The organism is Pseudoalteromonas sp. (genome assembly GCF_018402495.1).
Taxonomy (GTDB): domain Bacteria; phylum Pseudomonadota; class Gammaproteobacteria; order Enterobacterales; family Alteromonadaceae; genus Pseudoalteromonas.
The window spans coordinates 148,035-174,810 of the sequence record NZ_JAGYIU010000005.1; the positions used below are offsets into that span (position 1 = coordinate 148,035).

22 protein-coding genes, 3 tRNA genes and 2 pseudogenes are annotated in these 26,776 nt (G+C 39.5%); 12 read left to right on the forward strand and 15 right to left on the reverse strand.

Annotated features, from left to right (window positions below; translation table 11 throughout):
* The first annotated feature begins 316 nt into the window (after positions 1 to 316).
* On the forward strand, positions 317 to 2,755 hold the full coding sequence (gene plsB, locus KG708_RS15765; RefSeq protein ID WP_213611350.1) for a glycerol-3-phosphate 1-O-acyltransferase PlsB: 2,439 nt from the start codon (positions 317 to 319) through the stop codon (positions 2,753 to 2,755).
* 52 nt (positions 2,756 to 2,807) lie between these two features.
* Here the strand turns inward: plsB and tesB are convergent, their stop codons facing one another.
* Complete coding sequence (tesB, locus tag KG708_RS15770; protein WP_213611352.1) at positions 2,808 to 3,665, reverse strand: acyl-CoA thioesterase II; 858 nt, start codon at positions 3,663 to 3,665, stop codon at positions 2,808 to 2,810.
* Between the two features lie 83 nt (positions 3,666 to 3,748).
* On the opposite strand from tesB, the gene KG708_RS15775 reads away from it, so the two are divergent.
* Together KG708_RS15775 and KG708_RS15780 are read left to right on the forward strand one after the other, a co-directional pair.
* Positions 3,749 to 4,207: an EVE domain-containing protein gene (locus tag KG708_RS15775; RefSeq protein WP_213611354.1), complete on the forward strand. Its 459-nt coding sequence runs from the start codon at positions 3,749 to 3,751 to the stop codon at positions 4,205 to 4,207.
* A 123-nt stretch (positions 4,208 to 4,330) separates the two neighbouring features.
* Positions 4,331 to 5,362 carry a cytosolic protein gene (locus KG708_RS15780; RefSeq protein WP_213611356.1) on the forward strand — a complete coding sequence of 344 codons (1,032 nt, stop codon included), beginning with the start codon at positions 4,331 to 4,333 and terminating at the stop codon, positions 5,360 to 5,362.
* A 23-nt stretch (positions 5,363 to 5,385) separates the two neighbouring features.
* On the opposite strand, the gene KG708_RS15785 is transcribed toward KG708_RS15780, so the two are convergent.
* Complete coding sequence (locus KG708_RS15785) at positions 5,386 to 5,577, reverse strand: hypothetical protein (RefSeq protein ID WP_213611358.1); 192 nt, start codon at positions 5,575 to 5,577, stop codon at positions 5,386 to 5,388.
* Positions 5,577 to 6,644 carry a potassium channel family protein gene (locus KG708_RS15790; protein ID WP_213611569.1) on the reverse strand — a complete coding sequence of 356 codons (1,068 nt, stop codon included), beginning with the start codon at positions 6,642 to 6,644 and terminating at the stop codon, positions 5,577 to 5,579. The genes KG708_RS15785 and KG708_RS15790 overlap by 1 nt, the downstream gene beginning before the upstream one ends.
* Positions 6,645 to 6,797: 153 nt before the next feature.
* Between KG708_RS15790 and KG708_RS15795 the strand changes: the two genes are divergently transcribed.
* Both KG708_RS15795 and KG708_RS15800 read left to right on the forward strand, forming a co-directional pair.
* Complete coding sequence (locus KG708_RS15795; RefSeq protein WP_213611360.1) at positions 6,798 to 7,745, forward strand: chemotaxis protein CheV; 948 nt, start codon at positions 6,798 to 6,800, stop codon at positions 7,743 to 7,745.
* Positions 7,746 to 7,916: 171 nt separating this feature from the next.
* Positions 7,917 to 9,227, forward strand: coding sequence for a TIGR00366 family protein (locus tag KG708_RS15800; protein ID WP_213611362.1), 1,311 nt, complete (start codon positions 7,917 to 7,919; stop codon positions 9,225 to 9,227).
* A gap of 39 nt (positions 9,228 to 9,266) precedes the next feature.
* Here the strand turns inward: KG708_RS15800 and KG708_RS15805 are convergent, their stop codons facing one another.
* Together KG708_RS15805 and KG708_RS15810 are read right to left on the reverse strand one after the other, a co-directional pair.
* On the reverse strand, positions 9,267 to 10,283 hold the full coding sequence (locus KG708_RS15805; protein WP_213611364.1) for a site-2 protease family protein: 1,017 nt from the start codon (positions 10,281 to 10,283) through the stop codon (positions 9,267 to 9,269).
* A 260-nt stretch (positions 10,284 to 10,543) separates the two neighbouring features.
* A complete protein-coding gene (locus tag KG708_RS15810; RefSeq protein WP_213611366.1) occupies positions 10,544 to 11,614 on the reverse strand; it encodes a CNNM domain-containing protein in 1,071 nt (356 codons plus the stop codon).
* A 75-nt stretch (positions 11,615 to 11,689) separates the two neighbouring features.
* Between KG708_RS15810 and KG708_RS15815 the strand changes: the two genes are divergently transcribed.
* Positions 11,690 to 14,182, forward strand: a complete 2,493-nt coding sequence (locus KG708_RS15815; RefSeq protein ID WP_213611368.1) for a prolyl oligopeptidase family serine peptidase — start codon at positions 11,690 to 11,692, stop codon at positions 14,180 to 14,182.
* A gap of 165 nt (positions 14,183 to 14,347) precedes the next feature.
* On the forward strand, positions 14,348 to 15,052 hold the full coding sequence (locus tag KG708_RS15820) for a response regulator transcription factor (RefSeq protein WP_213611370.1): 705 nt from the start codon (positions 14,348 to 14,350) through the stop codon (positions 15,050 to 15,052).
* Here KG708_RS15820 and KG708_RS15825 read toward each other — a convergent pair.
* Positions 15,049 to 15,399 (reverse strand): annotated as a pseudogene (locus KG708_RS15825) (competence protein ComM); the annotation flags it as partial. The gene KG708_RS15820 and the pseudogene KG708_RS15825 overlap by 4 nt on opposite strands.
* A gap of 121 nt (positions 15,400 to 15,520) precedes the next feature.
* Between KG708_RS15825 and KG708_RS15830 the strand changes: the two are divergent.
* From KG708_RS15830 to KG708_RS15840, 3 genes are all read left to right on the forward strand, one after another.
* Positions 15,521 to 15,745, forward strand: a complete 225-nt coding sequence (locus tag KG708_RS15830; RefSeq protein ID WP_301003465.1) for a helix-turn-helix transcriptional regulator — start codon at positions 15,521 to 15,523, stop codon at positions 15,743 to 15,745.
* A gap of 76 nt (positions 15,746 to 15,821) precedes the next feature.
* Positions 15,822 to 17,513 (forward strand): N-6 DNA methylase, encoded by a 1,692-nt coding sequence (locus KG708_RS15835; RefSeq protein ID WP_213611375.1) that lies wholly within the window; start codon positions 15,822 to 15,824, stop codon positions 17,511 to 17,513.
* Positions 17,514 to 18,578: a DNA adenine methylase gene (locus KG708_RS15840; protein ID WP_213611377.1), complete on the forward strand. Its 1,065-nt coding sequence runs from the start codon at positions 17,514 to 17,516 to the stop codon at positions 18,576 to 18,578.
* A gap of 61 nt (positions 18,579 to 18,639) precedes the next feature.
* On the opposite strand, the gene KG708_RS15845 is transcribed toward KG708_RS15840, so the two are convergent.
* On the reverse strand, positions 18,640 to 19,728 hold the full coding sequence (locus KG708_RS15845; protein WP_213611379.1) for an HNH endonuclease: 1,089 nt from the start codon (positions 19,726 to 19,728) through the stop codon (positions 18,640 to 18,642).
* A gap of 446 nt (positions 19,729 to 20,174) precedes the next feature.
* Between KG708_RS15845 and KG708_RS15850 the strand changes: the two are divergent.
* A pseudogene (locus tag KG708_RS15850) lies at positions 20,175 to 20,276 on the forward strand (helix-turn-helix domain-containing protein); the annotation flags it as partial.
* Here KG708_RS15850 and KG708_RS15855 read toward each other — a convergent pair.
* The 7 genes from KG708_RS15855 to nudE form a co-directional block, all read right to left on the reverse strand.
* Positions 20,273 to 21,784 carry a YifB family Mg chelatase-like AAA ATPase gene (locus KG708_RS15855; protein ID WP_213611381.1) on the reverse strand — a complete coding sequence of 504 codons (1,512 nt, stop codon included), beginning with the start codon at positions 21,782 to 21,784 and terminating at the stop codon, positions 20,273 to 20,275. The pseudogene KG708_RS15850 and the gene KG708_RS15855 sit on opposite strands and share 4 nt — an antisense overlap.
* A gap of 34 nt (positions 21,785 to 21,818) precedes the next feature.
* Positions 21,819 to 22,433 carry a trimeric intracellular cation channel family protein gene (locus tag KG708_RS15860; protein ID WP_213611383.1) on the reverse strand — a complete coding sequence of 205 codons (615 nt, stop codon included), beginning with the start codon at positions 22,431 to 22,433 and terminating at the stop codon, positions 21,819 to 21,821.
* Between the two features lie 302 nt (positions 22,434 to 22,735).
* Positions 22,736 to 22,812: transfer RNA gene (locus tag KG708_RS15865), tRNA-Met, on the reverse strand.
* Positions 22,813 to 23,038: 226 nt separating this feature from the next.
* A tRNA-Met gene (locus KG708_RS15870) sits at positions 23,039 to 23,115 on the reverse strand.
* Between the two features lie 162 nt (positions 23,116 to 23,277).
* Positions 23,278 to 23,354 (reverse strand) — tRNA-Met (locus tag KG708_RS15875).
* 241 nt (positions 23,355 to 23,595) lie between these two features.
* A complete protein-coding gene (cysQ, locus tag KG708_RS15880) occupies positions 23,596 to 24,393 on the reverse strand; it encodes a 3'(2'),5'-bisphosphate nucleotidase CysQ (protein ID WP_213611385.1) in 798 nt (265 codons plus the stop codon).
* The gene (gene nudE / locus KG708_RS15885; protein ID WP_213611387.1) at positions 24,386 to 24,958 is read right to left on the reverse strand and encodes an ADP compounds hydrolase NudE; all 573 of its coding nucleotides are present in this window, start codon (positions 24,956 to 24,958) and stop codon (positions 24,386 to 24,388) included. The genes cysQ and nudE overlap by 8 nt, the downstream gene beginning before the upstream one ends.
* 198 nt (positions 24,959 to 25,156) lie before the next feature.
* Here nudE and yrfG point away from each other — a divergent pair, with 198 nt between their 5' ends.
* On the forward strand, positions 25,157 to 25,804 hold the full coding sequence (gene yrfG, locus KG708_RS15890; RefSeq protein WP_213611389.1) for a GMP/IMP nucleotidase: 648 nt from the start codon (positions 25,157 to 25,159) through the stop codon (positions 25,802 to 25,804).
* A 314-nt stretch (positions 25,805 to 26,118) separates the two neighbouring features.
* On the opposite strand, the gene KG708_RS15895 is transcribed toward yrfG, so the two are convergent.
* Positions 26,119 to 26,745 carry a dUTP diphosphatase gene (locus tag KG708_RS15895; protein WP_213611391.1) on the reverse strand — a complete coding sequence of 209 codons (627 nt, stop codon included), beginning with the start codon at positions 26,743 to 26,745 and terminating at the stop codon, positions 26,119 to 26,121.
* Positions 26,746 to 26,776: the final 31 nt, after the last annotated feature.

Here is a 26,776-nt window from a genome sequence, read left to right on the forward strand (position 1 = left end):
AACTCCTGTTTATTAGCTTGAAATCCAAACTTAATTTATTCTTTCTTGTTCCCGAGAGAATTTTGAAAGCCTGCGTATTATAATGATGCTGGTGATAAATGCAACAACTATTTAGACATAATTGCTTTGTAATTGTCGTTTAAATAACAGTCAAATTTAACAATAGTGAACATAATGGAAGTGATGAGGTCATTATAATCTCAGCGCTTGTGGATTAATCTGCAGAGGATTTTTTGGATATTATGTTATCCTATGCGCTAATTTTGCTGTTATATACCCATATTAGCTTGGGTAACTACCCTCTTATGGTGAGTCAATGCGTATTTTAAATTATGGTTTAAATCTTATCTCTGGTGGTATCAGCCGCTTATTTGTTAAAAGCAAAGTACTGCCTGAAAAACCGTTAGAGCAATTTGAGTTAAACTCTAAAAACCCGACCTTTTATATAGTGCGTTTAAATTCTCGTTTTGATTTAGCGGCGCTCGCGCGCGTATGTAAACGCAATGGCTTGCCCGACCCAACCGAGCAACAAATACTTGGTGACGAGGCGTTAAACCGTTTTATTGGTATTAAAAACCCACCGCCGCTATTTGGCAATAAAGAAAAGCCTACCAACGCATTAGAGCAGGGTAAACACATCATTGAACACTTATTAAATAGTGGCCAAAAAAATGTGCAAGTTGTGCCTGTTACTATTTTATGGGGCAGAGCGCCAGGTAAAGAAAAGCCAGGACTAAGTACGTTACTTTCGCATTCACTTACACCTAGCTGGTTTAGAAAAATATTTGTTGTGCTTTTTTCAGGTAGAGACAACTTTATTCGTTTTAGCCAACCACTCGATTTATCACTTTTAGTAAACGAAAAAGCCGATGTAAATGAACTCCCTCATAAACTACTTCGTGTAGCGAGAGTACATTTTAAACGCCAGAAGCTAGCTGCCACAGGGCCTAAAATTCCATCTCGAGATCAATTATTTAGTTCACTACTGGCATCGCCAACAATTAAAAAAGCGATTCAAACGGAAGCGTCTGACAAAAGCATTAGCCAAGCCCAAGCGCGACAAAACGCATTAAAGCTTCTTGATGAAATTGCTGCTAATTACAGCGACGCCACGATTCGCGTTGCCGATCGCATATTAACCTGGCTTTGGAACAAGCTGTATAATGGGATTGATATAAAGTACACCGAGCAAATTCATGAACTGACTAATAAAGGTCATGAAATAATCTATATGCCGTGCCACCGTAGTCATATGGATTACTTACTACTGACCTACTCTATTTATCATCAAGGGCTTGTTCCACCGCATATTGCAGCGGGTATTAACTTAAACTTTTTCCCAGCCGGTGGCATATTCCGCCGCAGTGGTGCATTTTTTATTCGCCGCTCGTTTGCCGGTAATAAACTTTATTCAGCGGTATTTAAAGAATATTTAAGTCAGTTATTTATAAAAGGTTACTCGGTTAAGTTTTATACCGAAGGGGGGCGTAGCAGAACGGGGCGTTTATTACCTCCTAAAACCGGTATGCTCGCCATGACAATGCAAGCTATGCTACGCGGTATAGACAGACCTATCTCTATTGTGCCGGTCTATATTGGGTACGAGCACGTCATGGAAATCAATACCTATTTAAAAGAGCTGGCTGGGAACGATAAAAAAGGCGAGTCGATATTAGGTATTTTCAAAGCGATTAAAAATTTAAAAAACTATGGTCGTGGTTATTTAAACTTTGGCGACCCTATTTCTATCAATCAGTATTTAAATGATAACCAACCTGACTGGCGTGAATCAATTCATGCCACCGACGTGCAAAAGCCGCAATGGTTAGGGCCGCAGGTAGCTAACCTTGCTGATCAGGTTATGGTTAAAATAAACAACGCCGCCGCACTTAACTCAGTTAACTTACTGGCGATGATACTGCTGGTAAACGATAAGCAGGCATTAAGTAAGCCAAAATTATTGGCCCAGCTTGAGTTTTACATACGATTACAACGTGAAGCCAGTTATAGCGATAAAATAACCGCACCCGATGAAACGCCAGAGCAATTGCTTGAGCATGCCTTAAAGTTGAATAAGTTTGATGTGATCAGTGATGAGTTTGGCGAAATAATTGCGATAAGCGATAAAGAAAAAACCTTATTCAACTATTATCGTAATAACATTTTGCATATTTTTGCGGTGCCTAGTTTAGTGGCGCTGCATTTATTTAAGCAACATCAAAGCACCGTAACTCAGTGCCATCAGCTGGTGAAGTCTTTTTATCCGTTATTTGCTAAAGAGTGGTACTTGCAAGAGTTAGATGAGCGCTATGTTACTCGTATTTTAACTAACTTTAGTGATCAAGGCTTAATTGCACTTGATGGTGATAACATTAAAGTGACTCAAAATAACGATAGCTTTGCCAAACTCGAAATGCTCGGCCGAGCACTGAGCTTTACTCTGCAACGTTATGCCATTGTTATTGGCTTTATCCAAACCAGCCAAGGTATTACAAAAGCTGAACTTGAACGTGAAAGCTATGTGTTGGCACAGCGCTTGGGTACGTTGCATGGCATTAAAACACCGGAGTTTTTTGACAAAAAAGTGCTCAGTAGCTTTATTTCAAACCTACGAGAACAAAAGCTAATTAGTGAGTCAGACAATGGCTTACAAGGCAGCCCAGCGTTGTGCGAGACTTACAAACAACTACAAACGCTATTACCGGCACGTATTTGGCAGTCAATAACAGATATTGTGCACGCTCAATGCAAGTAAAATAAAGCTATACCCACTATGTTGAAGGTATTCAATATAGTGGGTATTAGGATTAGCGCTGGCGCATTACCCCTTCTTGAATAGTAGAGGCTACCAAGTTTCCTTGGCGATCAAAAAACTGCCCACGTACCAGCCCTCTTCCTGAGCTCGCGCTTGGACTATCAATAGTATATAAAATCCAATCATCCATTCTAAACGGACGATGAAACCACATAGCATGGTCAATCGTCGCCACTTGCATATTCGGCTGCATAAACGACACGCCATGTGGTTGTAATGCGGTTGGTAAAAATTCAAAGTCGGACGCATACGCCAATAAATAGTTATGAATGCGCTGATCATCTGGCATATCGCCATTGGCTTTAAACCAAATATGTTTTACTGGCTCTATGGCTTCTGGTTTAAAGGGATTATGAAAATTCACTGGGCGCATTTCTATCGGCATTTCACGAATAAATTTATTACGGATAGCTTCTGGAATATGCTGTGCATTTTCTTGATAAAACTCTAACGAAGAACGAAGTGCTTCAGGAGCTGGAACATCAGGCATGGCAGCTTGATGAGATAGCCCTTGTTCTTCACCTTGAAACGACGCCGTCATGTAAAAAATAGGTTTACCGTACTGAATCGCACTCACCCGACGCGTACTAAAGCTTTTACCATCGCGAATCGTCTCTACATCATACACAATCGGTTTTTGTGCATCTCCCGGGCGTAAAAAGTAAGAATGTAATGAGTGAACAATACGCCCTGCTGGTAATGTTTCTTTGGCTGCTGAAAGCGCTTGCCCCATAACTTGGCCGCCAAACACCGCTCTAAAACCTAAGTCTTGGCTTTGTCCTCGGTATAAACCTTGTTCAATTTCTTCAAGTGATAACAACGATAATAAATCATCTAATACTTGGCTCATTATTTCTTCCTCAATCCCCTAATTTCTAAATGATACTATACAATACTGGAAAAATACCAACACACTGAGTGAGGAAAACTAATATGGCTTTTTGGCTATTTAAAACCGAACCCGACGCCTTTTCAATTGATGACTTAAAGTATGCACCCGAACAAACCACGTTATGGGAAGGCGTGCGAAACTATCAAGCGCGTAACTTTATCCGCGATGATGTTAAACAAGGTGATTTAGTGATGATTTATCATTCTAGCTGTAAACAAGTTGGCGTTGCAGGAATAGGAGTGGTAACTAAAGCCGCTTACCCTGATCCAACGCAGTTTGATTTAAGTAGCGATTATTATGACGCTAAAGCAACCGCTGAAAACCCTCGCTGGTTTGTAGTGGAAGTAACTTATCACTGCCATTTAAACAAGATAGTGAGTCTGCAAGCAATCAAAGCAAATAGTGCTATAACTGATATTGCGCTTAAAAAAGGGGGCCGTTTATCAGTCATGCCGGTAACAAACAATGACTGGCAAGAAATTTTAAATATGGCGGAATGAGTCACCAATGTAACGCCATTTTTTCATTAAAATAGCACTCCACCAGCGCAGCATAACTTGGCACAATTTCTCTTATGTCGACTAATTTGCTATGATCTACGGCTTGTGTGTACTGGAGGAAAAATGAAATTACTGTACTGGTTAGATGAATGGTTAACTCTAAGCGATAATGAAAAACAAGTACAACTACCGACCTCTGGTGGGGATTTACTCGGTGATGTGTATGTAAAATATCACTTTGTTGATCTCTCTAAACCCTTACTTTTTACTTTTTCTCCTGCCGGCACCAATGTGCAAGAGCGTGATCTGAACGATGACTTTGCACCTTGGGGCTATCATTTAGCACAAAAGCAAAACGTTAATATTATTGCGTTTCAGCATTTAGGTAAAAGTAATTGGTTTCGTAACCGCAATTTAATCTTTTTTATTGAGCAGCTATCACCCCTACTCTCTCCTTTTAAAACCAAGTTAGGCTACGGGCTCAGTCGTGGCGGCTTTGCTGTGGGTGCATTTGCTAAATTACTCAAACTCGACAAAGTACTGCTTTTCCATCCTGTTAGCACCAAAAACAAGCTAGTCGCCCCTTGGGATGACCGCTCAAGTACCGAAATAGCCCAGCAATATGACTGGCAAGGTGACTACCATGATTTAGATTTAGGGGATGCAGAGGGCTACATTATTTACGACCCAACCAACCGCATTGACCGCCAACATGCCAAGCGATACAAACAGCTCACTCACTTACGCGTATTTGGGATGGGGCACGGCACCCATGCCACTTATTTAAATAAGTTTGGGTTTTATAAACACGTAGCGGTTGATTTTATTGCAAATCAACAAATCGACATTGCACAATTTAGGCTACAAACAAGAACACTGCGCTTAAAAGAGGATTATTATAAAAAACTTAATAAAGCCAATGCTAAGTCGCCACATCGCCAAGCGTTACTCAGTACCGCTCATGCTATTCTAATCGACGAAAAAGCAGCGCACGTAAAAGAACATCAAGCCAAAATTGACATTCAGCCTTTAATAGACGTCGCCATTAAGCATCAAGAAGAAAACCCAAACGATGCTATTAAGCTATTAGAAGTGGCTCAACAGCTAGTGCCAGACGACCCGCTCGTTGAGCATAAGCTGAGACAATTAGAATAAGTAACAAAAAAGGTACTCATTCTTTACTTTTTCTTAGCGTGCCCTTGCTTGGGCACAATTGAAAAATACAGAATCAGCGCTACCCATGAAAAGAAGATGGCACCGACTAGCCAGCCGTTTTTTTCATGGCCTTGGCTACGTTTACTGTTGAGAATTATCATAATAGGAAAAATGTAAGCACACAAAACGATAATTAAAAATACAATTTCAGTCATTAGTTTTCCAAGCTAAGCCAATCAACTTCATTACTTAATACTCGCTCTTGGGCAATATAGTGTAAAATATCACCCGCGTTTACTGCATAATCTAAAGGTGGATTTAAATCCATACTTTTGGCACTTAAATTATGAGCTACACCTAACAATATTGCATCATGATCGTACTTAAAGTGATGAAATAATTTACCAAACTCCATGGTTTTTACATTACTAGGGATTTGTAAACTAAACTGCGTATCACCATGCAAGGTTGATAATAGTTCCTCTTGTACACGACTTGAGCCTGGGTCTTGCATTGAGCGCACTAAAATCTCTGCCGATTTAGTACTGCTACACTCTACGTTGTGGCAATGCTCTAATAACATTTCCACTTTTGTTTCATCAAAAAAGTGCGCACTTATGTGGCATTCTTCTTTGACTAAACGGCTAATACGCAATGCAGTGGTAAATGTTTGGTCGTCATCTTGGCCATCAATAATCACTTTATCGGCATGGCGAATGGCAACGCGTTCTAATTCCCCCAAATCGGTGAAACTGGTTAGGCGGGCAAAATCAACATTCTCATTAGTTAAAAACGGGTGCTCCATTTGCTCGGTTACTGCCAGTAAAATTCGACGATCACTGCGCTTTGTATCAGCCAAAATATAATCAATCATTTTTTTTGTGCGAGTATTGTGCCACCCAAAAATAATAATGTGGTTATTACTGTGAGCAAAATTTTTATCACCAGTCATAGCGCGCCTAATTAAGTAAGTTACTGTTTGCCCTGTTTTACCTAACAAGACACCAAATAAAGCCAATCCAAAAGGAATTTGTATTAACGCAACAATCCAGCGACCGAAATCAGTTGTTGGACTAAAATCCCCATACCCCACCGTTGAAGTGGTTACCGTGTAATAATAAAAAAAGGTACTTGGCGGTATGAGTGCTTGCTCATTAGCAAGCAATAATAAACTCCATGTAAGTAGCATATGAAAACATGTTGCCAATACCACCGATTGCCAACTAACCTGATCTATGTGGCTACGTAATAGCACGACAAAACGCTTTAAAATATAATGCATAGTTTTTGTTAATCGATTTGATAAGTTAATACGATACTGCAAATAATAACACCTAAGCAACGTTTTACTATAATCGAAATATTCACGGTTCGTTATGAATAAAAATAAGAGTAAACTATAGTTATTAAGTCATCAGGAAAGAATGGGTCTATTATGTCAGGTGTTTTAGCGTCAGTTGATCAACGTACTCAGCTTGTAGGTGAGAATCGTTTAGAGTTGCTGCTCTTTTATTTACACAGCCGTCATTTATTTGCACTTAATGTATTTAAAATAAAAGAAGTGGTAAAACTACCCCATATAAGCAAAATACCGCATTCTCACCCTAAGGTAACCGGTGTAGTTAATATACGTGGTGAATCTATCCCAGTGATTGACCTTCGCCAAGCTATTTCTATGTCACACAAAGAATATGGCGATGATTGTAATTTAGTTATCACTGAGTATAACCGCACCACACAAGGTTTTTTAATTGGTAAAGTTGATCAAATCATGAATATGACCTGGTCTGACATTATGCCACCACCTAGCGCTGTAGGTAAAAATCATTATATTACGGCACTGACTAAAGTACAGCGTGACAACCAAGAGCAATTAGTTGAAATAATCGATGTAGAAAAAGTACTCGCGGAAATAGTTGACTACGAGGTTAATATTTCTGACGGAGTGTTGGATGAAACCATAGTAAACGAATTTGCAGGACGCAAAATATTGCACGCCGATGATTCGCCAACAGCACGTAAACAAGTTAGCGATACGTTATCGCAACTAGGCATAGAGATTGTAGCTGCCAGCAATGGCCTAGAGGCATGGCAAATGCTTAAAGGCTGGGCTGATGAAGGGCGCGATGTTGAAAAAGAATTACTAATGGTGATTACCGATGCCGAAATGCCCTCAATGGATGGCTATCGCTTAACCTATGAAATACGTAACGACAACCGTTTAAAAAACTTACATGTGGTACTTAACACCTCCCTAAGTGGCAGCTTTAACCAAGCTATGGTAGAAAAAGTAGGCTGTAATGCATTTTTATCAAAATTTCAGCCCGACTTACTCGTTCAAGAAGTACAAAATCGCTTAAAGCAAGTGCTTAGCAATCCTTAACCATAAAGCCAGTAAATACCTCTCGTAGTGAGTATTTACTGGTTATTTAAACCCTTCTCTATCAACCTCCATTAAAAAATCTACTTTGCTAGGAGTTTATTCATCGCAATATTTGCTTATCCCAACATTTCATGATTAATTAATCAGTAAATTATTACTAGGTTGTTAATTATGCTTAATAAAGTTGCCAGTCCGTTTACCAAGCTCGTCGAACGCTACTTACCTGATCCCTTTATATTTGTCATATTACTTAGCATAATTACCTTAGTCATTGCGAATTTAGCGACCCCAGCAACCACACTTGAGGTAATAACATCATGGGGAAGCGGGTTTTGGAACTTACTGAGCTTTGCCATGCAAATGCTGTTGGTATTAGTAACAGGCTACATGCTCGCCAGTACCTCTTTAATAAGTATGTTACTAACAAAATTAGCAACGCTTGCTAATACGGCCCCAAAAGCCATTATTTTAGTGACATTTATTTCGCTTTTAGCAAGCTGGCTTAATTGGGGGTTTGGCTTAGTGATTGGTGCTTTATTTGCTAAAGCCATTGCTAAGCAGACTCGAGTGGATTATCGGCTATTAGTGGCAAGTGCCTATTCAGGCTTTGTAGTATGGCATGGCGGGTTAGCAGGCTCTGTTCCTTTGACCATTGCCACCGAAGGGCATTTTTCACAGGCGACTATGGGCATTATTGGCACAGAGCAAACCTTATTCGCAGGCTTTAATATTGCGATTCTGATTGGCTTATTTATTATTATGCCGTTGGTTAACCGCTACATGCTACCGAGTGAAAAAGACAGTGTTTATATTGACCCTTCACTGCTTGAAAATACCCTACCTGATAAAGTCGCGATAACACGCCCTGCTCAACATTTAGAGCAAAACAAGCTGCTAGGTATGAGCATTGGCTTACTTGGACTTGCCTACTTAGGCTATTACTTTTTTATCGCAGGTGGCGGCTTAAACCTCAATAGCGTAATTGCCCTATTTTTGTTTATGGCAATCACCCTACATCAAACACCCCATAATGTGCTTAATAGCTTGCAACAGGCGATTCCGAGTGGCGCAGGAATTGTAATTCAGTTCCCTTTTTATGCCGGTATTATGGCGGTGATGGTCGATACAGGGTTAGCGCAACAAATATCACAGGGCTTTATTGCCATCGCTGATGCCGATAGCTTGCCATTTTACAGCTTTATTAGTGCAGGGTTAGTTAATATGTTTGTACCCTCAGGTGGCGGACAATGGGCAGTACAAGCGCCTATCGTAATACCCGCAGCACAAGAGCTTGGTGCAGATATGGCGCGGGTTGCTATGGCTGTGGCATGGGGAGATGCGTGGACTAATCTAATTCAACCCTTTTGGGCATTACCGGTATTAGCCATTGCAGGGTTAAAAGCTAAAGATATTATGGGCTTTTGCGTGGTACAACTGATTATTACTGGGGTGTTTATTTCGTTGGTATTGAGCTTTTACTAATATAATCGGGCTGTAACTTATATTACAGCCCGCATTTACTTAGCTCGATAAAATTTTCATTGGCAGACTTAATATCGCGTTTTCAGAGTCAGCAAAGTGCATCATCACTGCTACATGGCCTGCAACCACCAGCGCATACATGACCGCTGAAAAGCCTTGGCCGTATTTATCTAATGGCAATAAATGCGAATAATGACGGCCGCGCCATTCAAACACAATTTCCAGCGCCCCAACAAACAAAAAGAACACTAATAACATTAAACCAAAGGTATAACTTAGCCATAAGCCAAATAACACACCCAATAAACATACACTCAGCCCCACCCAAGAGCGCATTGAAAAGCTGATACTTTTTAAAACATGTCCGCCATCAAGCGGTAAAATAGGCAGTAAGTTAAATAAGTTAAGCAGTGCACTAAGCACCGCAACGCCTGCAAATATTTCCATTTCTGTGGCGTAATAAAGCACCACGCCTAGCACTGAGGTAAACAAACCAAAGGCAGGCCCCATTAGTGATATAACCACATCTTGCCAGCGCGTAGTTATTTTATCGTCGCTAACGGCCAAACCACCCACAAAAGGAATTAAATAAATGCCTTTGGTTTTTATCCCAAAATACTTCATAGCGCGCACATGGCCGTATTCATGTATTACCAAACAAGCAATCAGCATTAACGCAAACTCAATGGTGAATAACCAGGCATAACCGGCCACCGATGCGCTCGCTAGCGCCACTTTAACCACCTTAGCACTTTTAAATAACTTAAAGCCTAGCGCCGCGAGCCCCAAAAAGCCTTTTTTAGATTCACCTTGTGCCATTGGTGGTAAAGCTAGCTGAGTTGCAAATTGATTATTTACATACAGCGTTAAACTTTGCTGGCTTATCTCGCTGCTATCAATACCAATTAGCTGCTCATTAAGTATAAACTCAACATAGTTTTCACGTGGATTCTCAAATGCAATCGCTTGCTGATCATGAAATATTTTTATAATTTTCTGCCCAGCTACCATTAACGAAAACGGTTGCTCTGCCAAAGAAAGATCGACTTTTATCATTGTTTTATCAATTCGCTTAACTGAGTAGGCTACTTTGAGGCAAGAGAACCTTATCTAACGAATTAAATTCCCTTATAACATGATTGAAATTTTCATCTAAAACAGCTAGATATCAAAAACTTTGCCTAGCTATAGAATAATTTTATTATCATTAAAATAGGCTTCATATCTAAACAGATTAGTCTAAATAAATATTGTTAATGTCATCAGGGGCTGCTTGCCCCTTAATGGCATGTCTGCGTTTAAGTTAACTAAGAATACTAATCGGTGGAATGTTTGTCATCATCACTAACTATATGAACACTATTGGCTAAGCGCTGACGCCAACGCTGTTTTGCCACGGCGCGCATATTGGTCGATTGATCTCGCTCATCAACAATCTCTAACCCCATTAATGCTTCTATCATATCTTCAAGCGTTACAATTCCTTGTACATCTCCGTATTCATCAACAACTAAACTAATATGTGTTCGCTGTGTTAATAATGTTTGCAATAACGACGACACATTTTGCGTGCTCGATACCGTATAAATAGGCTTAACCAGCTTGCTAATTTTATAGTCAGTGCCTAGTCGGTGATACGCCAGCATAATATCGTTTTTATGTACAAAACCAATAATATCATCTGCGTCTTTATCAAAAATTAATACCCGAGAAAACGCTGATGAGCCATGTTCATTGAGATATTGATTAACAGTGAGATCTTTATGTATTTTAAAAATGACCGTACGCGGTGTCATTAAGTCGGTTAGTTTGGCGTGTCTAAAATGTAGCAAATTACGAATAATTTCTGATTCATCAGCATGAAGCGCTCCAGACTCACTACCAATGTCGGCCATTGCTTCTATTTCTTGGCGAATATAATAGGCCTCATTATGCTTTTGCCCCATCAAATTAGTTAGCTTTTGTGCGGCCCAAACAAACGGCTTAAGTACTAGTACCAAAATACGTAAACCATAAGTCACACTAGGCGTTAAAGCACGCCAATAATTAGCACCCAGCGTTTTTGGAATAATTTCAGATAACACCAGCACTAATAAAGTCATAATCGCAGATGCAATCCCCACAGCTGCATCTGAAAACACCACAGCAGCTTGCGCGCCAACGCCAGCGGCACCGGCAGTATGCGCAACGGTATTAAGCGTTAAAATGGCCGCTAATGGCTGATCAATATTACTTTTCAACTTTTCAAGTTGTTTAGCTAGCACTGGGCGCTCTTTGCGAAGTAACGCAACATAGCTGGGCGAAATGCTTAACAATACCGCTTCCATAATTGAACACAGAAACGAAATTACAATCGCAACCACCATGTAAACGATTAATAGTGTCACTTTTTTTCCTCTATATTGGATATATAACAATACATGCTATATTTGGCCAAACTCTAAATAATAATAGGCATTACAATGAATTTAAGCGCATTTTGGCATCGTTACGCAAGAAGTTTTATTTACTTGGCTACCTTATTAACATTAAGTAGTGTGAGTTTAACGACATTAGCCAAGCAACTAGATCAATCAAAAATTCAGTTTATTGGCCCACTTGCAGAAGACATGCAAGCAAAGCCATTTCAAACACCGTATGGCGACGTGGTTATCAATAATCTACTTGCACAACTTGAATCGAATAAAGAAAGCTTTGTTGTATTTGGTAAAAAACATAAGTGGCAACCACTTGATAAAGTTAACGCACTTACTTTAGGTGGCTTACAAGCACTTAAATTTAATATTGAAACTAACCGATTTACTCAAGGCTCCTTAAACATTAAAGGAATAGAGCAAGGCCAGGTTTTTATTAACGGTGAGAAACAAAGTGGTGACAAGCAACGCTATCCGCTTGCTTTAAACAACGGCTCACATACCGTTATCGTCATTGCTCAACAGGTTGCTAATTGGAATGATGTTACCTTAGAGTTTGTGCCAAAAGCAGAAACTGACGTCGTGACTCTAACGACACATAAAACCAAGCGTTTATCGGCTAAGCAATTGTTTGACGCCCCGACTATTAGCAAGTTGTCTTTGTCGCCTGATGCTAAGCATTACTTAAGTACAACAAAGCACTACAGCGATAAAACAGGCAATGACGCCATTACCACAACCGAGCTTAAAAATACGAACAACCAAACGGTATACCGATTTGAGTCAGCACAGCCTAGTCAATTTACTTGGAGCCCTGATAACCAATTTTTAGTCTATTTGCTCAACGGCGAATTAAAGCAGTTAAACCGTAAAACTTTAGCTATAAAAACCTTAGCCTCAGGCCTTGAGGGGGCAAGCAACTTTAGCTATTACAACGATAATAGTATTGTATTTAGCTGGTCTAAATCACCTGAAGAAACCAATAGCCTCACTAAACATCATAAAGGCTTGCAAGACCGTTGGTCTTACGCCCGTACGGTTAGCCAATTATATTTACTAGATACCCAAAGTGGTTTAACCAAAGCCCTAACTGAGGGCGTGTTAAGTCATCGCCTTGAAGATGTTAACAGCAACCGAGGAAAGCTATTAATGAGTCGCCCAGTAATGGCTATGCAAGCTTCAACTCACCCAGAAACAGAGTTGGTTGAACTGACGTTAAAGTCTAACAACATAAAATCATTAGGTAAGTTTAAAATCTTTAATCAAGCTAAATATGCTGCAAACAATATTTATGTTGTTGCAGGCCCTGATTTTAAAAATGGCGCAGGCAGAGTACTACCGCAAACCATGCTAGCGAATAATTATGATGGCCAATTGTATTTACTCACCGATAATGCAAAAAAAGTAACGGCATTAAGTCAGCAATTTGATCCTGCGATTGGCACATTAGAAGTGCTAAGCAATGGCGATGCGTTAATCAAAGTCACAGAAAAAGACACCCAACCACTGTATTTATATGATCTGAGTAAACAACGCTTTAAAAAGTTAGATACAGGATTTGATATTGTAGAGCAGTTTAGTTATTCAAATACGCGCAATACCCAGCTATTACTCAGTGGCACTAGTGCATCGAGCGCTCAACAACTCAAGCGCTTTGATATAAGTAAAAATAAGGTGGAGTTGATTTGGGATTCCAACCCCATTGCGTATGCCAATACGGCTATTCCTGCGCTTGAAGAATTTAACTTTACCAATAAGCGTGGCGTAGAAATATCAGGCCGTGTTTATTTACCAAATAATCTAGATAAAACGAAAAAGTACCCTGCTCTTGTCTATTATTATGGTGGCACGTCGCCTGTGACTCGAGGATTTACAGGGCGTTATCCTTTTAATTTATGGGCAGCAAATGGCTATGTGGTTTATGTTGTACAACCAACTGGTGCAACGGGCTTTGGCCAACAATTTTCAGCACAACATGTTAACGCTTGGGGTGATTATACTGCCGATGATATTATTGAAGGCACTAAGGCATTTTTAGCTAACTATGATTTTGTAGACAGTAGCAAAGTTGGCAACTTAGGCGCATCTTATGGTGGCTTTATGACTATGTTACTTGCCACTAAAACCGATATGTTCAGCGCGTCTATTGCCCATGCCGGTATTTCAAATTTAACCGCTTATTGGGGTGAAGGATGGTGGGGGTATTTATACTCAGGCGAAGCGTCTAAAAATAGTTTCCCGTGGAATAACGCTGAACTTTATAGCCAACATAGCCCAGTGTTTCATGCCGATAAAGTAACCACACCATTACTGCTTATTCATGGTGACAGCGATACTAATGTGCCAGTAGGTGAAAGCTTAACTATGTACACCGCGCTAAAACTGCTTAATAAAGATGTTGAAATGATTGAGTATAAAGGCGCTGATCATCAGATATTTGCTCGCGATAAACGTTTTAACTGGTGGAACACCATGCTGGCATACTTCGACAAAAAGCTAAAAAATGAACCGCAATGGTGGGACTCAATGTATAAAAATTAACCAGCAAAAATGCGCACTTTTTCAATTAAGCGAAAGTGCGCATTACTCAGGTAATGTTATTATACTAATTCGTAATATGATGTTACCTAAAAACAGCGTTCTCTGTATTATACAAGCAGCGAATAATGCTAATATGCAAAGCTGCAACTAAAAAAATAATAGACTATGGCAATTAATGTTTTATTGGTTGAGGATGACGAACTGCTAGTAAAGCGTATCCTAAATCATTTTATAAATACCGAGTTTTCTATTGACGTTGACCCGACGGGTGCCGATGCTTTAAGTATTGTTAAACGCCGTGTAAATCAACGCAATGCTATCTCTTTAGCAATTATTGATATTGTGCTGCCAAAGCGCGATGGTTTACAGCTTGCCAAAGAGTTAAATACCCTCACCGATATTGGTGTTATTTTATTATCGAGCCGTGATTCACAGGCTGACCGAATTACGGGCCTTGCTCAAGGTGCCGATGACTATATTTGCAAGCCCGTTGACTTGCTCGAGCTAGAGTTAAGAATGCGTGCTTTATACAAACGTGTTGCAAGCAATCATAGCGACGATGACAGTGAAGAGTTTATTGAATACGCCGATTTTAAACTCCATCCAGATAACCGCACACTCATTACAACCAGCGGGATTGAATCACGACTCACAGAAGCAGAGCACAAAGTGCTTATTTGTTTAATCAGTAATGCCGGTAAAGCTACTTCACGTGAGAAAATATCGCAAAAGATTGGCCAACCTGACAGAAGCCCAAACGACCGAACCGTGGATGTATTAATTGGGCGTTTGCGTAAAAAGCTTAACGATGAGAAAGATCAAAAACGCATCGTCACTGTTCGTGGTAAAGGCTATATGCTGTCTATTTAGTATTGGGTCAGCTGCGATAATAAACGCTCAAACGCGCGATAATTAAGCGCTTCTTTTAACTCATTTAAACTGATTTGTGGTGCTGCATTTAAATCACTAATAGTACGCGCCACTTTAATTACCCTATGATAAGAACGCGGCGATAACGAAAGCTTTTCACTGGCTCTAGCTAAAAACTGCAGCTCTGCAGGGGGCAACTCACAATGTAAGTTCATTTCTTTGTTATTGAGCCGCGCATTTACTTTACCTTGGCGCTTAAGTTGTATGGCATAAGCGGCCTCTACCCGCGCTCTTACTTCAGCGCTGGTTTCTTCTGCAGTGGTACTTTGTAGCTCCACACTGCTCAATAGGAGCTAAATTCAGTTAACACCCATTTAAATCTCTCTTCAACTACTGTAGACTATAGTCCGTAAAGTATTTATCACATATACAATAGAGTTATACTCGATGCCAACTCGGAATAACACTTTGAATTTAATTGAGGCTTTTGGTCAGGTTTTAAAACAACTTAGAAAAGAAAAAGGTTTGTCTCAGGAAAAGCTGGCTGAATTGTGTGGGCTTGATAGGACTTATGTTTCGATGTTAGAAAGAGGAAAAAGACAACCTACACTTACTACCATATTTAAAATTGGTAATGTCTTACATATAAAACCATACAAACTAGTTTTAAGAATTGAAGAAAGTATAGATTAAACTATGACTGTATTTATATACAGCTAAACTTACTTATATTAAAATAATCAGCGAATAACTTAAAAAGTAACACTCTATGAATAAGAAAAAAGTACTGGGCGCCGTGTATACACCGTCCTCATTTGCAAAATATATCGCTGATAAAACTAAGAACTATTACGAAAAAATAAATGGACCTTTCACTAAGAACACATCAGTGTTAGATCCTGCCTGCGGTGATGGTGAATTATTAAAAGAAATTTATAAAAGTACAAATGGGACTTCACAGCTCTTCGGTATAGATCTAGACGCTGAGGCGGTTAAAGCGTCAAGTTCACACTTCGGAAAAAATATTGTAAATGACAACTTCTTGGTACCGAATGGTCTTAGCTTTTTAGAAGGATGGAAAAAATTAGTATCAAACAAAAACTTTCCCAGCTCTTTTGATATTATAATCGCCAACCCTCCATGGGGAGCTTGCACTCAGTCCTATAAAGAAAAGTTGAAACTAAATCAGTTTGAACTAATGACTCGGCAGGCTGATACATCAGATCTATTCATAGAAGCGTCGTTGTCTATAGTCAAAGAAAACGGAATCATAGCATTCATCATACCAGATTCAATATTTGCCTTGGAAAGGGATAATCTCAGGAAGATGTTACTGTCAAAATGCAATATTTTGTTTTTAGGTCGGTTTGGTGAGAAATTATTCAAGGGTGTTAACAGAGCATGTGCCGTAATTATTTGTCAAAAAGCAAATCCTAACCTTAACCATGAGGTTGAATGCTTAAGGTTAGTTAAAAACTCTAGAGATAGGATTTTAAGTAATGAATCTTCATTCTCATTGGAGGAGAAGTTATCGAAATTAAACATAAAACAAAAACGATTTTTAGAAAATAATAATTATCAATTTAACCTTGAGCTAGTCCCACAACATGAGGATTTATATAAATCATTTAAAAACTTTCCAAAAAAGATAGGTGATTATTTGACCTCAACAAGAGGGGTGGAGTTGTCCAAAAAAGGAAATGTGATTAACTGTGTTAATTGCAACTATTGGCAACCTCTTGTAAGTAAAAAAGATGGATTTACTTGCAAGCATTGTGGCCATGAAAACTTAATCTCTTCTTGTGAAATTGATTGCATCATAAGTCCCACCGTTAAGGGGAAAAAAATAATCGTGGGTGAACATATAACCCGTTATTGTTGCTCTGGTCAACTATTTATAGATGATTCAAAAACTGGCATCAAATATAAAGATCCTAAAACATACCTAGAGCATAAAATCGTCGTTAGGAAAACTGGATTAGGAGTTTCAGCCACTATTGATTATTCTGAAGCTATGACAAATCAAGTAGTCTACATTTTTAAAGTCAGAGAAAAAATACAGAATTCAATTCCTATTGAGTTCCTGTTGATGATCCTTTGTTCTAGAGCTGTATTTTTCTTTATAGCGATGAGTGGAGGGGAAATTGAGTGGAAATCACATCCATACCTTACGCAATCTCAGTTACTTAATTTACCTGTCCCAAATTTGCTGGAAAAATATATTGAAAATAAAAAGTTTATCGATCCATTAGCGGTTGAATTGAAAAAATTAATCTCAAACTACAAAGAAATTCCTGTTACTTTAGACGCAAAAATTGAGCTACTAGTTTCTAAAATATACGGATTTACCAGAGCTGACTATGAAAAAAAATATGCCATGTTAAAAACGGCGGAGAATCTTAAACCAATTCAAGCCTTAAAAAGAGTTAGTATTGAACAAATTTTTAGGGGTACTGAATAAATGGGGCACAGGTATATTGGCTCAAAGTCGAAAATAATCGATATAATTACTGGCAAAATTTCAAAGCTAGTTCCAAAAAACTCAACAGTTTGTGATTTAATGACCGGTACAGGGACAGTAGCAATTGAGCTAGCTAATCAAGGCTTTAACGTTATTGCTAATGATTTAATGACTTACTCATATCATCATGCAATAACAGGTCTAAAATTTGATGCAGAGCCTACCTTTTCATTAGCAGGTACATTATTTCAAACAGAACAACTAACTGTATCTAATACGCCGTATCAAGCTGTTATTGATTATTTAAATGAATCACCTGTAGAGAAAGGATATTTTTGGAGAGAGTTTTCAGTTGAAGGTGAACCTAATCATACTGAAAAGCCTAGAAATTACTTTACACCTGAAAATGCCATGAAAATAGATGGCATTAGAAAACGAATCGAGTACCTTTTAGCGAATCACTTTATCAATAACCAAGAGTATTCACTTTTACTACATAGCTTAATAATGGCGGCCAACGATGTAGCCAATATCGCAGGAACCTATGGGCATTATATGTCCAAAACTGTAAAAAGGGCTGAAGCACCTATTACCTTGGAATGCGAAGATATAATAATAAGAAGTAACTCTAGTGCACATATAGTGAAACAAGGGTATGCAGAACAAGTATCATCGGAAATTACATGCGACCTCTGTTATATTGACCCCCCATATATGAAAAGACAATACGCTGCAAATTATCACATTTTAGAAACACTCGCTCGAGGGGATGAACCTGAAGCAATTGGCGTAAGTGGACTAAGGCCATGGAGAGATCAATATTCAAACTTTTGTACTAAAACAAAAATAAGAGATTCATTTCGAAAAATAATAGGTTCGATTAATTGTAATAAATTTTTGATCAGCTATAGCGAAGATGGGCTTCTAAGCGTTAAAGATTTTAAAGAGTTGCTAGAACCATTAGGAGAATTAACTATTGAAACTTTTGAGCATAAACGCTTTAAAAGCAATAATAGTAAACTAAATAACACTCTAGCTGAATATCTAATATTATTAAGAACTTAATAGGGATAAAGGAGTTCAGACTCAACTAAACAATATTCAATATTAGCTGAGTCTTAACATTTTAAACAAAAAACCTCGCGTGCTCAGGGTGCCACCAAATAGTATAATTCATATCATTAATACCAATATCTAAGTACCCATTTCCTTCCTCGTCTATCGAAATTTTATCTAAATTAATTTCATCAACATCTGCATAGTGCAACATTTTGTGGAGCATTGGACTTAAAACTACTAAGTTTCTAGGATTATCAGCGCCGCCTAGTCCCAAAGGAATAAGATGATGTGCTTCGGTGTAGTTGATGCCATTCTTCTTTTGAAACACAAACTGCTCTCCTGTAATTTGGCATTTATGCTCATATAGTTTTTTCAGCACATTTACTAGCTTCACGTTTCTCGCTTTTAATTTAAGTAGAACCTCTTTATCTTCTTGCTGTGTACCATCAAATGAAGTTAGATCCTCATCAAATAGTTTATCTGACTCTTGTTTGCTTAAATCTTCATCATCATGTTCAACGTTATAAGCCTCTCCATTATTGATAATAAAAGGTAATTCCATATTAGCCGCATCTAAAAACAATTCACCCTCATTAAATGACAAGAGCGCAGAACGGCCACGTTCATACTCTTGGCTCAATAAATCTCCAAACAGTTCTAAATTCTGTGAATTTGTCGGTAGGTCGGCAACACCATCATTGATAAACCAGCCTGCCCAAATATTGCCTTCATAGGTAGAGGCAAAATAAATAGTTAACCCTTTAGGACATTGACTTGAGTGAGTATTATCAACTGGTTGAGGAAACCCATGAGATGGATGCCATGAAACAACTCTATTGCTTCTACTTGAATTTAATTTTTGATTAGCAACACAAATAGTTTGCTTTCTGCGCTGATAAACTCTTAGGTTTTGTACCCCTTCAATCCCTACACTCTGAACTTTCGTATCCCAGCTAGGACCATTAGTAACAGTACCTTTTTTGACATTATTGACCTGATTGAAAAATATGCCCCAATCATCAACTGAGACCCCCTTAGTAGGAAAGTCAATATAACTCTGCCCTCCTCCTTTCTCCTCACTCCCTTTAGGCTTATACATGTTATAAAAATCAGCGTCTGTTACATGCCTAAATATAATATTCTTAATAGATTCCATTTATCCTCCTTGCTGTATTAACAATACAGTATAATGTTTATTCTTTTATCTTCAATTGGTTGTAATTCAAAAATGAAATAAATTTAACTATATAAAAACACAATATGTGGTGATAGCTGTATTTAGGAAGGAATTGTGATGAATAAACTTTATATTGCTTATTTTAGTTTAAGCACTGATAAACATGAGGTTTTGTAGTGGTCAACTAATATTAGAGTATTTGTATCTAATCTCAAATTGATTTGGTGCCAAACCAGCATTATAAAGATGTGGTCAAACGTTATTGTAATACCTGTTGATATAATTACACACGCTATATTTAGCTTTTTAAAAATTCTCATACCCAATCTTTGGCATCAATTCTATATTAAGGCTTCTAGAAACCCCCTTCATTGCAGCATTATTCCAACAGTTTTCGTGTCGACTCATATTCAGAGTTATCTTAAGTAGACGTGTTAGTGGGTCGTTTACGTAAAAAGCTTAACGATGAGAAAGATCAAAAACGCATCGTCACTGTTCGTGGTAAAGGCTATATGCTGTCTATTTAGTATTGGGTCAGCTGCGATAATAAACGCTCAAACGCGCGATAATTAAGCGCTTCTTTTAACTCATTTAAACTGATTTGTGGTGCTGCATTTAAATCACTAATAGTACGCGCCACTTTAATTACCCTATGATAAGAACGCGGCGATAACGAAAGCTTTTCACTGGCTCTAGCTAAAAACTGCAGCTCTGCAGGGGGCAACTCACAATGTAAGTTCATTTCTTTGTTATTGAGCCGCGCATTTACTTTACCTTGGCGCTTAAGTTGTATGGCATAAGCGGCCTCTACCCGCGCTCTTACTTCAGCGCTGGTTTCTTCTGCAGTGGTACTTTGTAGCTCTACGCTACTTAGCCTAGGTAGTTCAATTTGCAAATCAATCCTGTCGATGAACGGCCCCGATACACGTGACAAGTAACGCATTACTTGATCAGGTGTTGCTCGCTTATCATGGTGACAACCGGTTGGACTGGGGTTAAGTGCCGCAATAAGCTGAAACTGCGCTGGAAATTCCATTTGCCTTGCAGCACGCGAAATAGTCACGGTTCCGGTTTCCATAGGCTCACGAAGTGAGTCCAGCACTTTGCGCTCAAATTCAGGGAGTTCATCTAAAAATAACACCCCGTTGTGCGCGAGCGATATTTCGCCTGGTTTTGGGTTAGACGAGCCTCCCACTAAAGCAACAGCTGAGCACGTATGATGTGGATTTCTAAATGGTCGCTGACGCCAATTAGTTAAATCTATCGAATGCCCAATAATAGAATATAATGCGGCAGTTTCAATGGCTTCATCATCTGACATGGTTGGCATTATCGTAGACATACGCTGTGCAAGCATTGATTTACCGGTTCCTGGAGGCCCTAAAAACAATAGATTATGTCCACCTGCGGCGGCAATTTCTAATACACGTTTAGCCCCAGGTTGACCTTTAACATCACTTAAATCCATAAAAAAATCAGGTGCTTGGGTGCAATCAGGATAAGCAATATTCAGCGGTAAAGGTTGTTGATTAAGTAAATCCCCCCACACCTCTTGTATGGAACTAACCGCTTTTCGTTTTACACCACTGACAAGGCTGGCCAAACTGTCGTTTTCAAAAGGAAGAAAACAGCAACGGTTTTGCTCTTTAGCTGCGAGCACTGAAGGCAAAATAGCATTCACCGCACGTATTTCACCATTGAGTGCAAGCTCACCGTAAAACTCATATTTATGAATATCAGGGCTGACTATTTGCCCTGATGCGACCAAAATTCCGACCGCAATCGCAAGATCAAATCGCCCGCCGTCTTTTGGTAAATCGGCAGGCGCCAAATTAACAGTAATACGTTGATCGGGAAATCCAAATTGAGAGTTCTCAAGGGCACTACGGACTCTATCTTTGGCCTCTTTAACCGAAGCCTCAGGTAAACCAACAATATGAAATGCAGGTAAACCATTACCTAAGTGCACTTCAACCATAACCTCGGGAGCATTAATGCCCACTTGGGCGCGAGAATATATACGAGCTAACGACATTCCTTATCCTTGTTAACGGCTATATTAATCTAGTTTAGTCAGGATATTTAAAAACGTGCAATATAATCTTCCATCTAATAGCCGAAAAGCGCAGCAATAAGGTCATTAACATACTTAAAATCATCGCAATTTCTACCGTTAAAGACAGGTTTATACTTAACGTATAGACAATACCACCAGCAATACAGGTAATAGCATATAACTCACCTTTGAGCAGCATAGGAATATCACGAGCAAGCACATCGCGAATAAGCCCACCAAAACAAGGAGTGATCACCGCCATAATAATAACTGTCATATCGGGCATACCAGCCAATTGCGCTTTTTGTGCACCCATTACTGCAAAAAAAGCTAAACCAAACGCGTCGGCTGTTTGCAATACATAATAAGGAATCGATTTTTGCTTATTGATCAGTCGTGTTGTAACAAGCACTGCAACTAAAATAGCATAAAAGTAGCTTTGATCGTGTAACCAAAATACGGGCTGATCGAGTATTACATCGCGAACAGTCCCGCCGCCAATAGCCGTAACGGTTGCAAGAACAACTACACCAAAGCCGTCCATTTTCTTTTCATAGGCCACCAAGGTGCCTGATATAGCAAATACCGCAACGCCGATTAAATCAAACCAGTGATAAAGTTCAGTCATAATATTGATTACAAAAAAGTTTTAAATAGTTTAGTGCATAGCATACTAAATATTCACCAATAACAGCAGGTATGCCTGTTAAAAATAAAGTGAGGGAATATGAATTTTAGGCATAAAAAACACGCTTTATGCGTGTTGCTTTAATAAAACATGTTATTTCAGTGGTTGCGGGAGCCGGATTTGAACCAACGACCTTTGCTGGCTAATGAAGAGCTGAGACCGACAAGCTATCCATTTCATTGAATTTCAGGCATAAAAAAACACGCTTTAGCGTGTTGCTTTAATAAAACATGTTATTTCAGTGGTTGCGGGAGCCGGATTTGAACCGACGACCTTCGGGTTATGAGCCCGACGAGCTACCAGACTGCTCCATCCCGCGCCTGAAATTGCAGATTTATTTATAGTTGCTTACATTACAACTTAGCTTCCAATCCTCTTAAAGAAATTGGTTGCGGGAGCTGTGAAGGTGAAGAGTGAACCGACGACCTTTTAAACTACCTATGGCACCAAATTTTAATAAAAAATTGGTTGCGGGAGCTGTGAAGGTGAAGAGTGAACCGACGACCTTTTAAAACTACCTATTGCACCAAATTTTAATAAAAAATTGGTTGCGGGAGCCGGATTTGAACCGACGACCTTCGGGTTATGAGCCCGACGAGCTACCAGGCTGCTCCATCCCGCGCCTGTATATTTTAAGTCTATCGACTACTTAATTTAATCTCTTAAGTTAGAGTTTACAGTAACCTCAAACCTCTAAAGGAAATTGGTTGCGGGAGCTGTGAAGGTGAAGAGTGAACCGACGACCTTTTAAAACTACCTATGGCACCAAATTTTAATAAAAAATTGGTTGCGGGAGCCGGATTTGAACCGACGACCTTCGGGTTATGAGCCCGACGAGCTACCAGGCTGCTCCATCCCGCGCCTGTATGTTTAGAGTCTCAGAGCCGGATTTTAACCGACGATCTTCGACTTCAGGTTTAAGCAGTCTGGCGAATGATTTATCATTCTGCTTTATCCCGCGCCTGAAATTTCTTTGTAACAGCATTGTGTTATTCACAACCCTGTTCCGAAGAGAGCGCTATAATATAGGAATAAACTTATAATGCAAGGTTTTACTAATTAAAAACGTTCAAGTGAACAAAAACCCATCAAACAGCAATTGTTATAGTAAGCGTTGATGTGGGCTTATCATTTTTTGCCATTCCCAATCGGGGTGTCCCATTACAATAAAGTCAGGGTTTTCTGTGCTTTCGCGCTGATTGTACGTTAAAGGATTAAACTCAGCGTCAGTAATACAGCCCCCCGCTTCTTCAACTATTACTTGTGATGCCCCTGTGTCCCACTCACCTGTAGGGCCAATTCTTAAAAAGCAATCCGCTTTACCCTCAGCAACAATACAAGCCTTAAGTGAACACGAACCTAAAGCCACCGTTGCAAATTGCGCATTTAGATACTGACTAACTGCTTCTATTTTTTGACGGCGACTTACAGCCAAAGTTAAACTTTCGGGAGGCGCTACAAATATTTGTTTATCATGCTCGCCTTTACGCTTAAACGCCCCATTATTAGCGGTAGCAAAATAGGTCACGCCTTTTGCTGGCCAATGAATCACTCCCAATACAGGATGATTATTTTCTATCAGCGCAATATTAACGGCAAAGTCGCCGCTTTCTAATATAAATTCACCGGTGCCATCCATTGGGTCAAGCAGCCAATAGCGTTGCCAGTGCTGCCTGTCTTCCAATGCTGGAATGGGCGTTTCTTCGGACATAATAGGAATATCGGGAGCTAGCGCTTTTAAGCCAGCAACAAGTACATCGTTTGCGGCTAAATCTGCTTTAGTAACTGGCGTATTGTCTGATTTTTCTTGTTGACCAATATCATCTTTTTTATAAATAGCCATAATTGCATCACCTGCACTCTGAGCAAGTGTTATGCATGGTTCAAGTAATTTATCCATTCGTCACTCCCAAGGCTAAATACTTATCTAATAATAGCAAAGCAGCAACACTGCGCGCCTCAGTAAAGTCAGGCTGCTCTAATAGCGACTGCCACTGCGCAAGTGGCCATTTAACAAGCACTAATGGCTCAGGTTCATCACCTAATAGGGTTTCAGGATATAAATTTTTGGCAAAAAGAATATGCATAGTGGCGTTAAAATAGCTAGGTGCCATAGTGACCGTTTTAAGTGCTTCAAAGTATTGTGCACCAAAGCCAATTTCTTCTTTTAGCTCTCGGTTTGCCGCTTGCTCAGGTGTTTCACCTGGGTCAATCAATCCCTTAGGAAACCCTAACTGATAGTCATTAGTGCCTGCACAATATTCACGCACTAACAGCAATTCGTTATCAGCCGTTATAGGCACAATCATAACGGCTCCACGGCCACCACCGCGAATTCGCTCATACTGACGCTCTTCATTATTTGAAAATTTTAGTTCTAAACACTCCACAGTAAATAAGCGACTTTTAGCGACAACATTATTACTGAGAATTTGTGGTGGTGTTGGGTGCTTTTTCTGTGTCATGGGCATCAATTTGCTATCATTGCAGTTATACTAATCATATACCCAAATGAGTATAAGATGCGAGTTTCAGTTTGAATTAAAAGCAATTTAATTGAGCAAATGACTCTCGCTTATTTGTAATCTAATTAACAGTGCTTAAATGATTTAGTCTCATCGCAATTTAGTTATTTAAACAGGCAATTATCACAAGGATACATCATGCTCAACTGGTCAAAAATCGACACTGTATTACTCGATCTGGATGGTACTTTACTCGATTTGCATTACGATACCGATTTTTGGCTCAATGTTGTGCCACAACAACATGCTTTAGCTCAAAATATCAGTCTTGATGAAGCCCGCGCTGATATCTTAAATCGCTATCAGGCTGTCAGCGGCAAAATTCAGTGGTACTGCTCTGACTATTGGGAAGCACAGCTAAACTTACCTATTCTCGAACTAAAGCGCCAGTCTGCCCACTTAATCAAAATTCGTGAAGACGTTCCGCATTTTTTAACTGAACTTCGACGTGCAGGTAAAGAACTCATTTTACTGACTAATGCTCATCCTGAATGCGTCATGCTCAAATTTGAACATACCGCCATTGATAACTACTTAGACGGGGTGGTGTCAACACATGAATATGGGGTAAGTAAAGAGCAACAAAGCTTGTGGCATAAAGTGCAAGGGGACTTGGGGTTTGATAAACGCCGCACTTTATTTGTAGATGACAGTTTACCAGTATTACATGCCGCACGAGAATACGGCATTGAGCATTTACTTGCGGTTGCTAATCCGAATAGCCAGCAACCCCATAACGAAATAACCGACTACTTAAGCATAACCGATTACCGTAAGCTTATTTAGGGTCTGTTGATCTTTCAAGGTTAAATTTGCAGCAGTCTGTTTGGTATTTAGGCAAGGCAGAGCCTATGTGGTGTGGTTATTCCCCATAAATAGGCGATAACGCAGCATCAATGCCAAACAGGCGCTGCCCGAAGGGTTCTGCCTAGGAGCGATTTACTCTTTGTTGCCTACATGGATGTAGGTAAGGGGCGTGAGCAGGACGCGGAAGCTTTGCTCGGTTTTTACTTAGCCCACTAGGTTACAAACCTCGCGTCGCGATTAAACCGCCCCTAGTTTGAACAAATTGTAATCCGCAAAGGTCAACAGACCCTGGCTCATTCGCCCTGAGGGTAACGCGCTACTAAGCCTTGATATACCTGTTTTGCAAAATCTGCATGTTCAATATCAAGGCTTTTAACGACTTCTACTAAATGTTCGTTATCTTCTTGGCCATGCCACACTTTAATGTAGCTACCCTCTTTATAGCCATGATCTTGACGGAAGAAATTCAGTGTATTTTTACCCACATAGCCTCGGTATAAATCATCAATATCCATTCCGATTTGCGCCATACAACCAGCAAAAGCCGCTGCATTAAAGGTTTTATTAGCAACCGCACTGGCCGCTAATAACTCTAACGTTTGTTTAAAATCATCACCTTGCAGTGGTGCATTTAGCTCAGTTTGTAGTTGTGTCGCGATTTGCTCGTAGCTGGTTTTACCGTCAATACGTAGCGATAAACCAAAATGGAAAATATCAACTAACTCTAAAATTACTTGTTCAGTATCTGGGGTTTGTTTTTTCCACCATTTCCAACCGTAATGATCCAGCATTTCTGCACATTCAACCCAAATCGCTCTATACCACTCAAAGCCTTGACTAAACCATTGCTCATGTACTTTGGTATTCATGGCATTTTGCATTTCTAGCATAACAACTAGTTTGTTTAAATTGGCAGACATATTGATTCCACTGTTGGATTTATAGTTAGGG

Excerpts from the sequence above, each read along its gene's own strand:
- plsB (WP_213611350.1), top strand. The coding sequence starts at position 317 with ATGCGTATTTTAAATTATGGTTTAAATCTTATCTCTGGTGGTATCAGC.
- tesB (WP_213611352.1), bottom strand. The coding sequence starts at position 3,665 with ATGAGCCAAGTATTAGATGATTTATTATCGTTGTTATCACTTGAAGAA.
- KG708_RS15775 (WP_213611354.1), top strand. The coding sequence starts at position 3,749 with ATGGCTTTTTGGCTATTTAAAACCGAACCCGACGCCTTTTCAATTGAT.
- KG708_RS15780 (WP_213611356.1), top strand. The coding sequence starts at position 4,331 with ATGAAATTACTGTACTGGTTAGATGAATGGTTAACTCTAAGCGATAAT.
- KG708_RS15785 (WP_213611358.1), bottom strand. The coding sequence starts at position 5,577 with ATGACTGAAATTGTATTTTTAATTATCGTTTTGTGTGCTTACATTTTT.
- KG708_RS15790 (WP_213611569.1), bottom strand. The coding sequence starts at position 6,644 with ATGCATTATATTTTAAAGCGTTTTGTCGTGCTATTACGTAGCCACATA.
- KG708_RS15795 (WP_213611360.1), top strand. The coding sequence starts at position 6,798 with ATGTCAGGTGTTTTAGCGTCAGTTGATCAACGTACTCAGCTTGTAGGT.
- KG708_RS15800 (WP_213611362.1), top strand. The coding sequence starts at position 7,917 with ATGCTTAATAAAGTTGCCAGTCCGTTTACCAAGCTCGTCGAACGCTAC.
- KG708_RS15805 (WP_213611364.1), bottom strand. The coding sequence starts at position 10,283 with ATGATAAAAGTCGATCTTTCTTTGGCAGAGCAACCGTTTTCGTTAATG.
- KG708_RS15815 (WP_213611368.1), top strand. The coding sequence starts at position 11,690 with ATGAATTTAAGCGCATTTTGGCATCGTTACGCAAGAAGTTTTATTTAC.
- KG708_RS15820 (WP_213611370.1), top strand. The coding sequence starts at position 14,348 with ATGGCAATTAATGTTTTATTGGTTGAGGATGACGAACTGCTAGTAAAG.
- KG708_RS15835 (WP_213611375.1), top strand. The coding sequence starts at position 15,822 with ATGAATAAGAAAAAAGTACTGGGCGCCGTGTATACACCGTCCTCATTT.
- KG708_RS15840 (WP_213611377.1), top strand. The coding sequence starts at position 17,514 with ATGGGGCACAGGTATATTGGCTCAAAGTCGAAAATAATCGATATAATT.
- KG708_RS15845 (WP_213611379.1), bottom strand. The coding sequence starts at position 19,728 with ATGGAATCTATTAAGAATATTATATTTAGGCATGTAACAGACGCTGAT.
- KG708_RS15855 (WP_213611381.1), bottom strand. The coding sequence starts at position 21,784 with ATGTCGTTAGCTCGTATATATTCTCGCGCCCAAGTGGGCATTAATGCT.
- KG708_RS15860 (WP_213611383.1), bottom strand. The coding sequence starts at position 22,433 with ATGACTGAACTTTATCACTGGTTTGATTTAATCGGCGTTGCGGTATTT.
- cysQ (WP_213611385.1), bottom strand. The coding sequence starts at position 24,393 with ATGGATAAATTACTTGAACCATGCATAACACTTGCTCAGAGTGCAGGT.
- nudE (WP_213611387.1), bottom strand. The coding sequence starts at position 24,958 with ATGACACAGAAAAAGCACCCAACACCACCACAAATTCTCAGTAATAAT.
- yrfG (WP_213611389.1), top strand. The coding sequence starts at position 25,157 with ATGCTCAACTGGTCAAAAATCGACACTGTATTACTCGATCTGGATGGT.
- KG708_RS15895 (WP_213611391.1), bottom strand. The coding sequence starts at position 26,745 with ATGTCTGCCAATTTAAACAAACTAGTTGTTATGCTAGAAATGCAAAAT.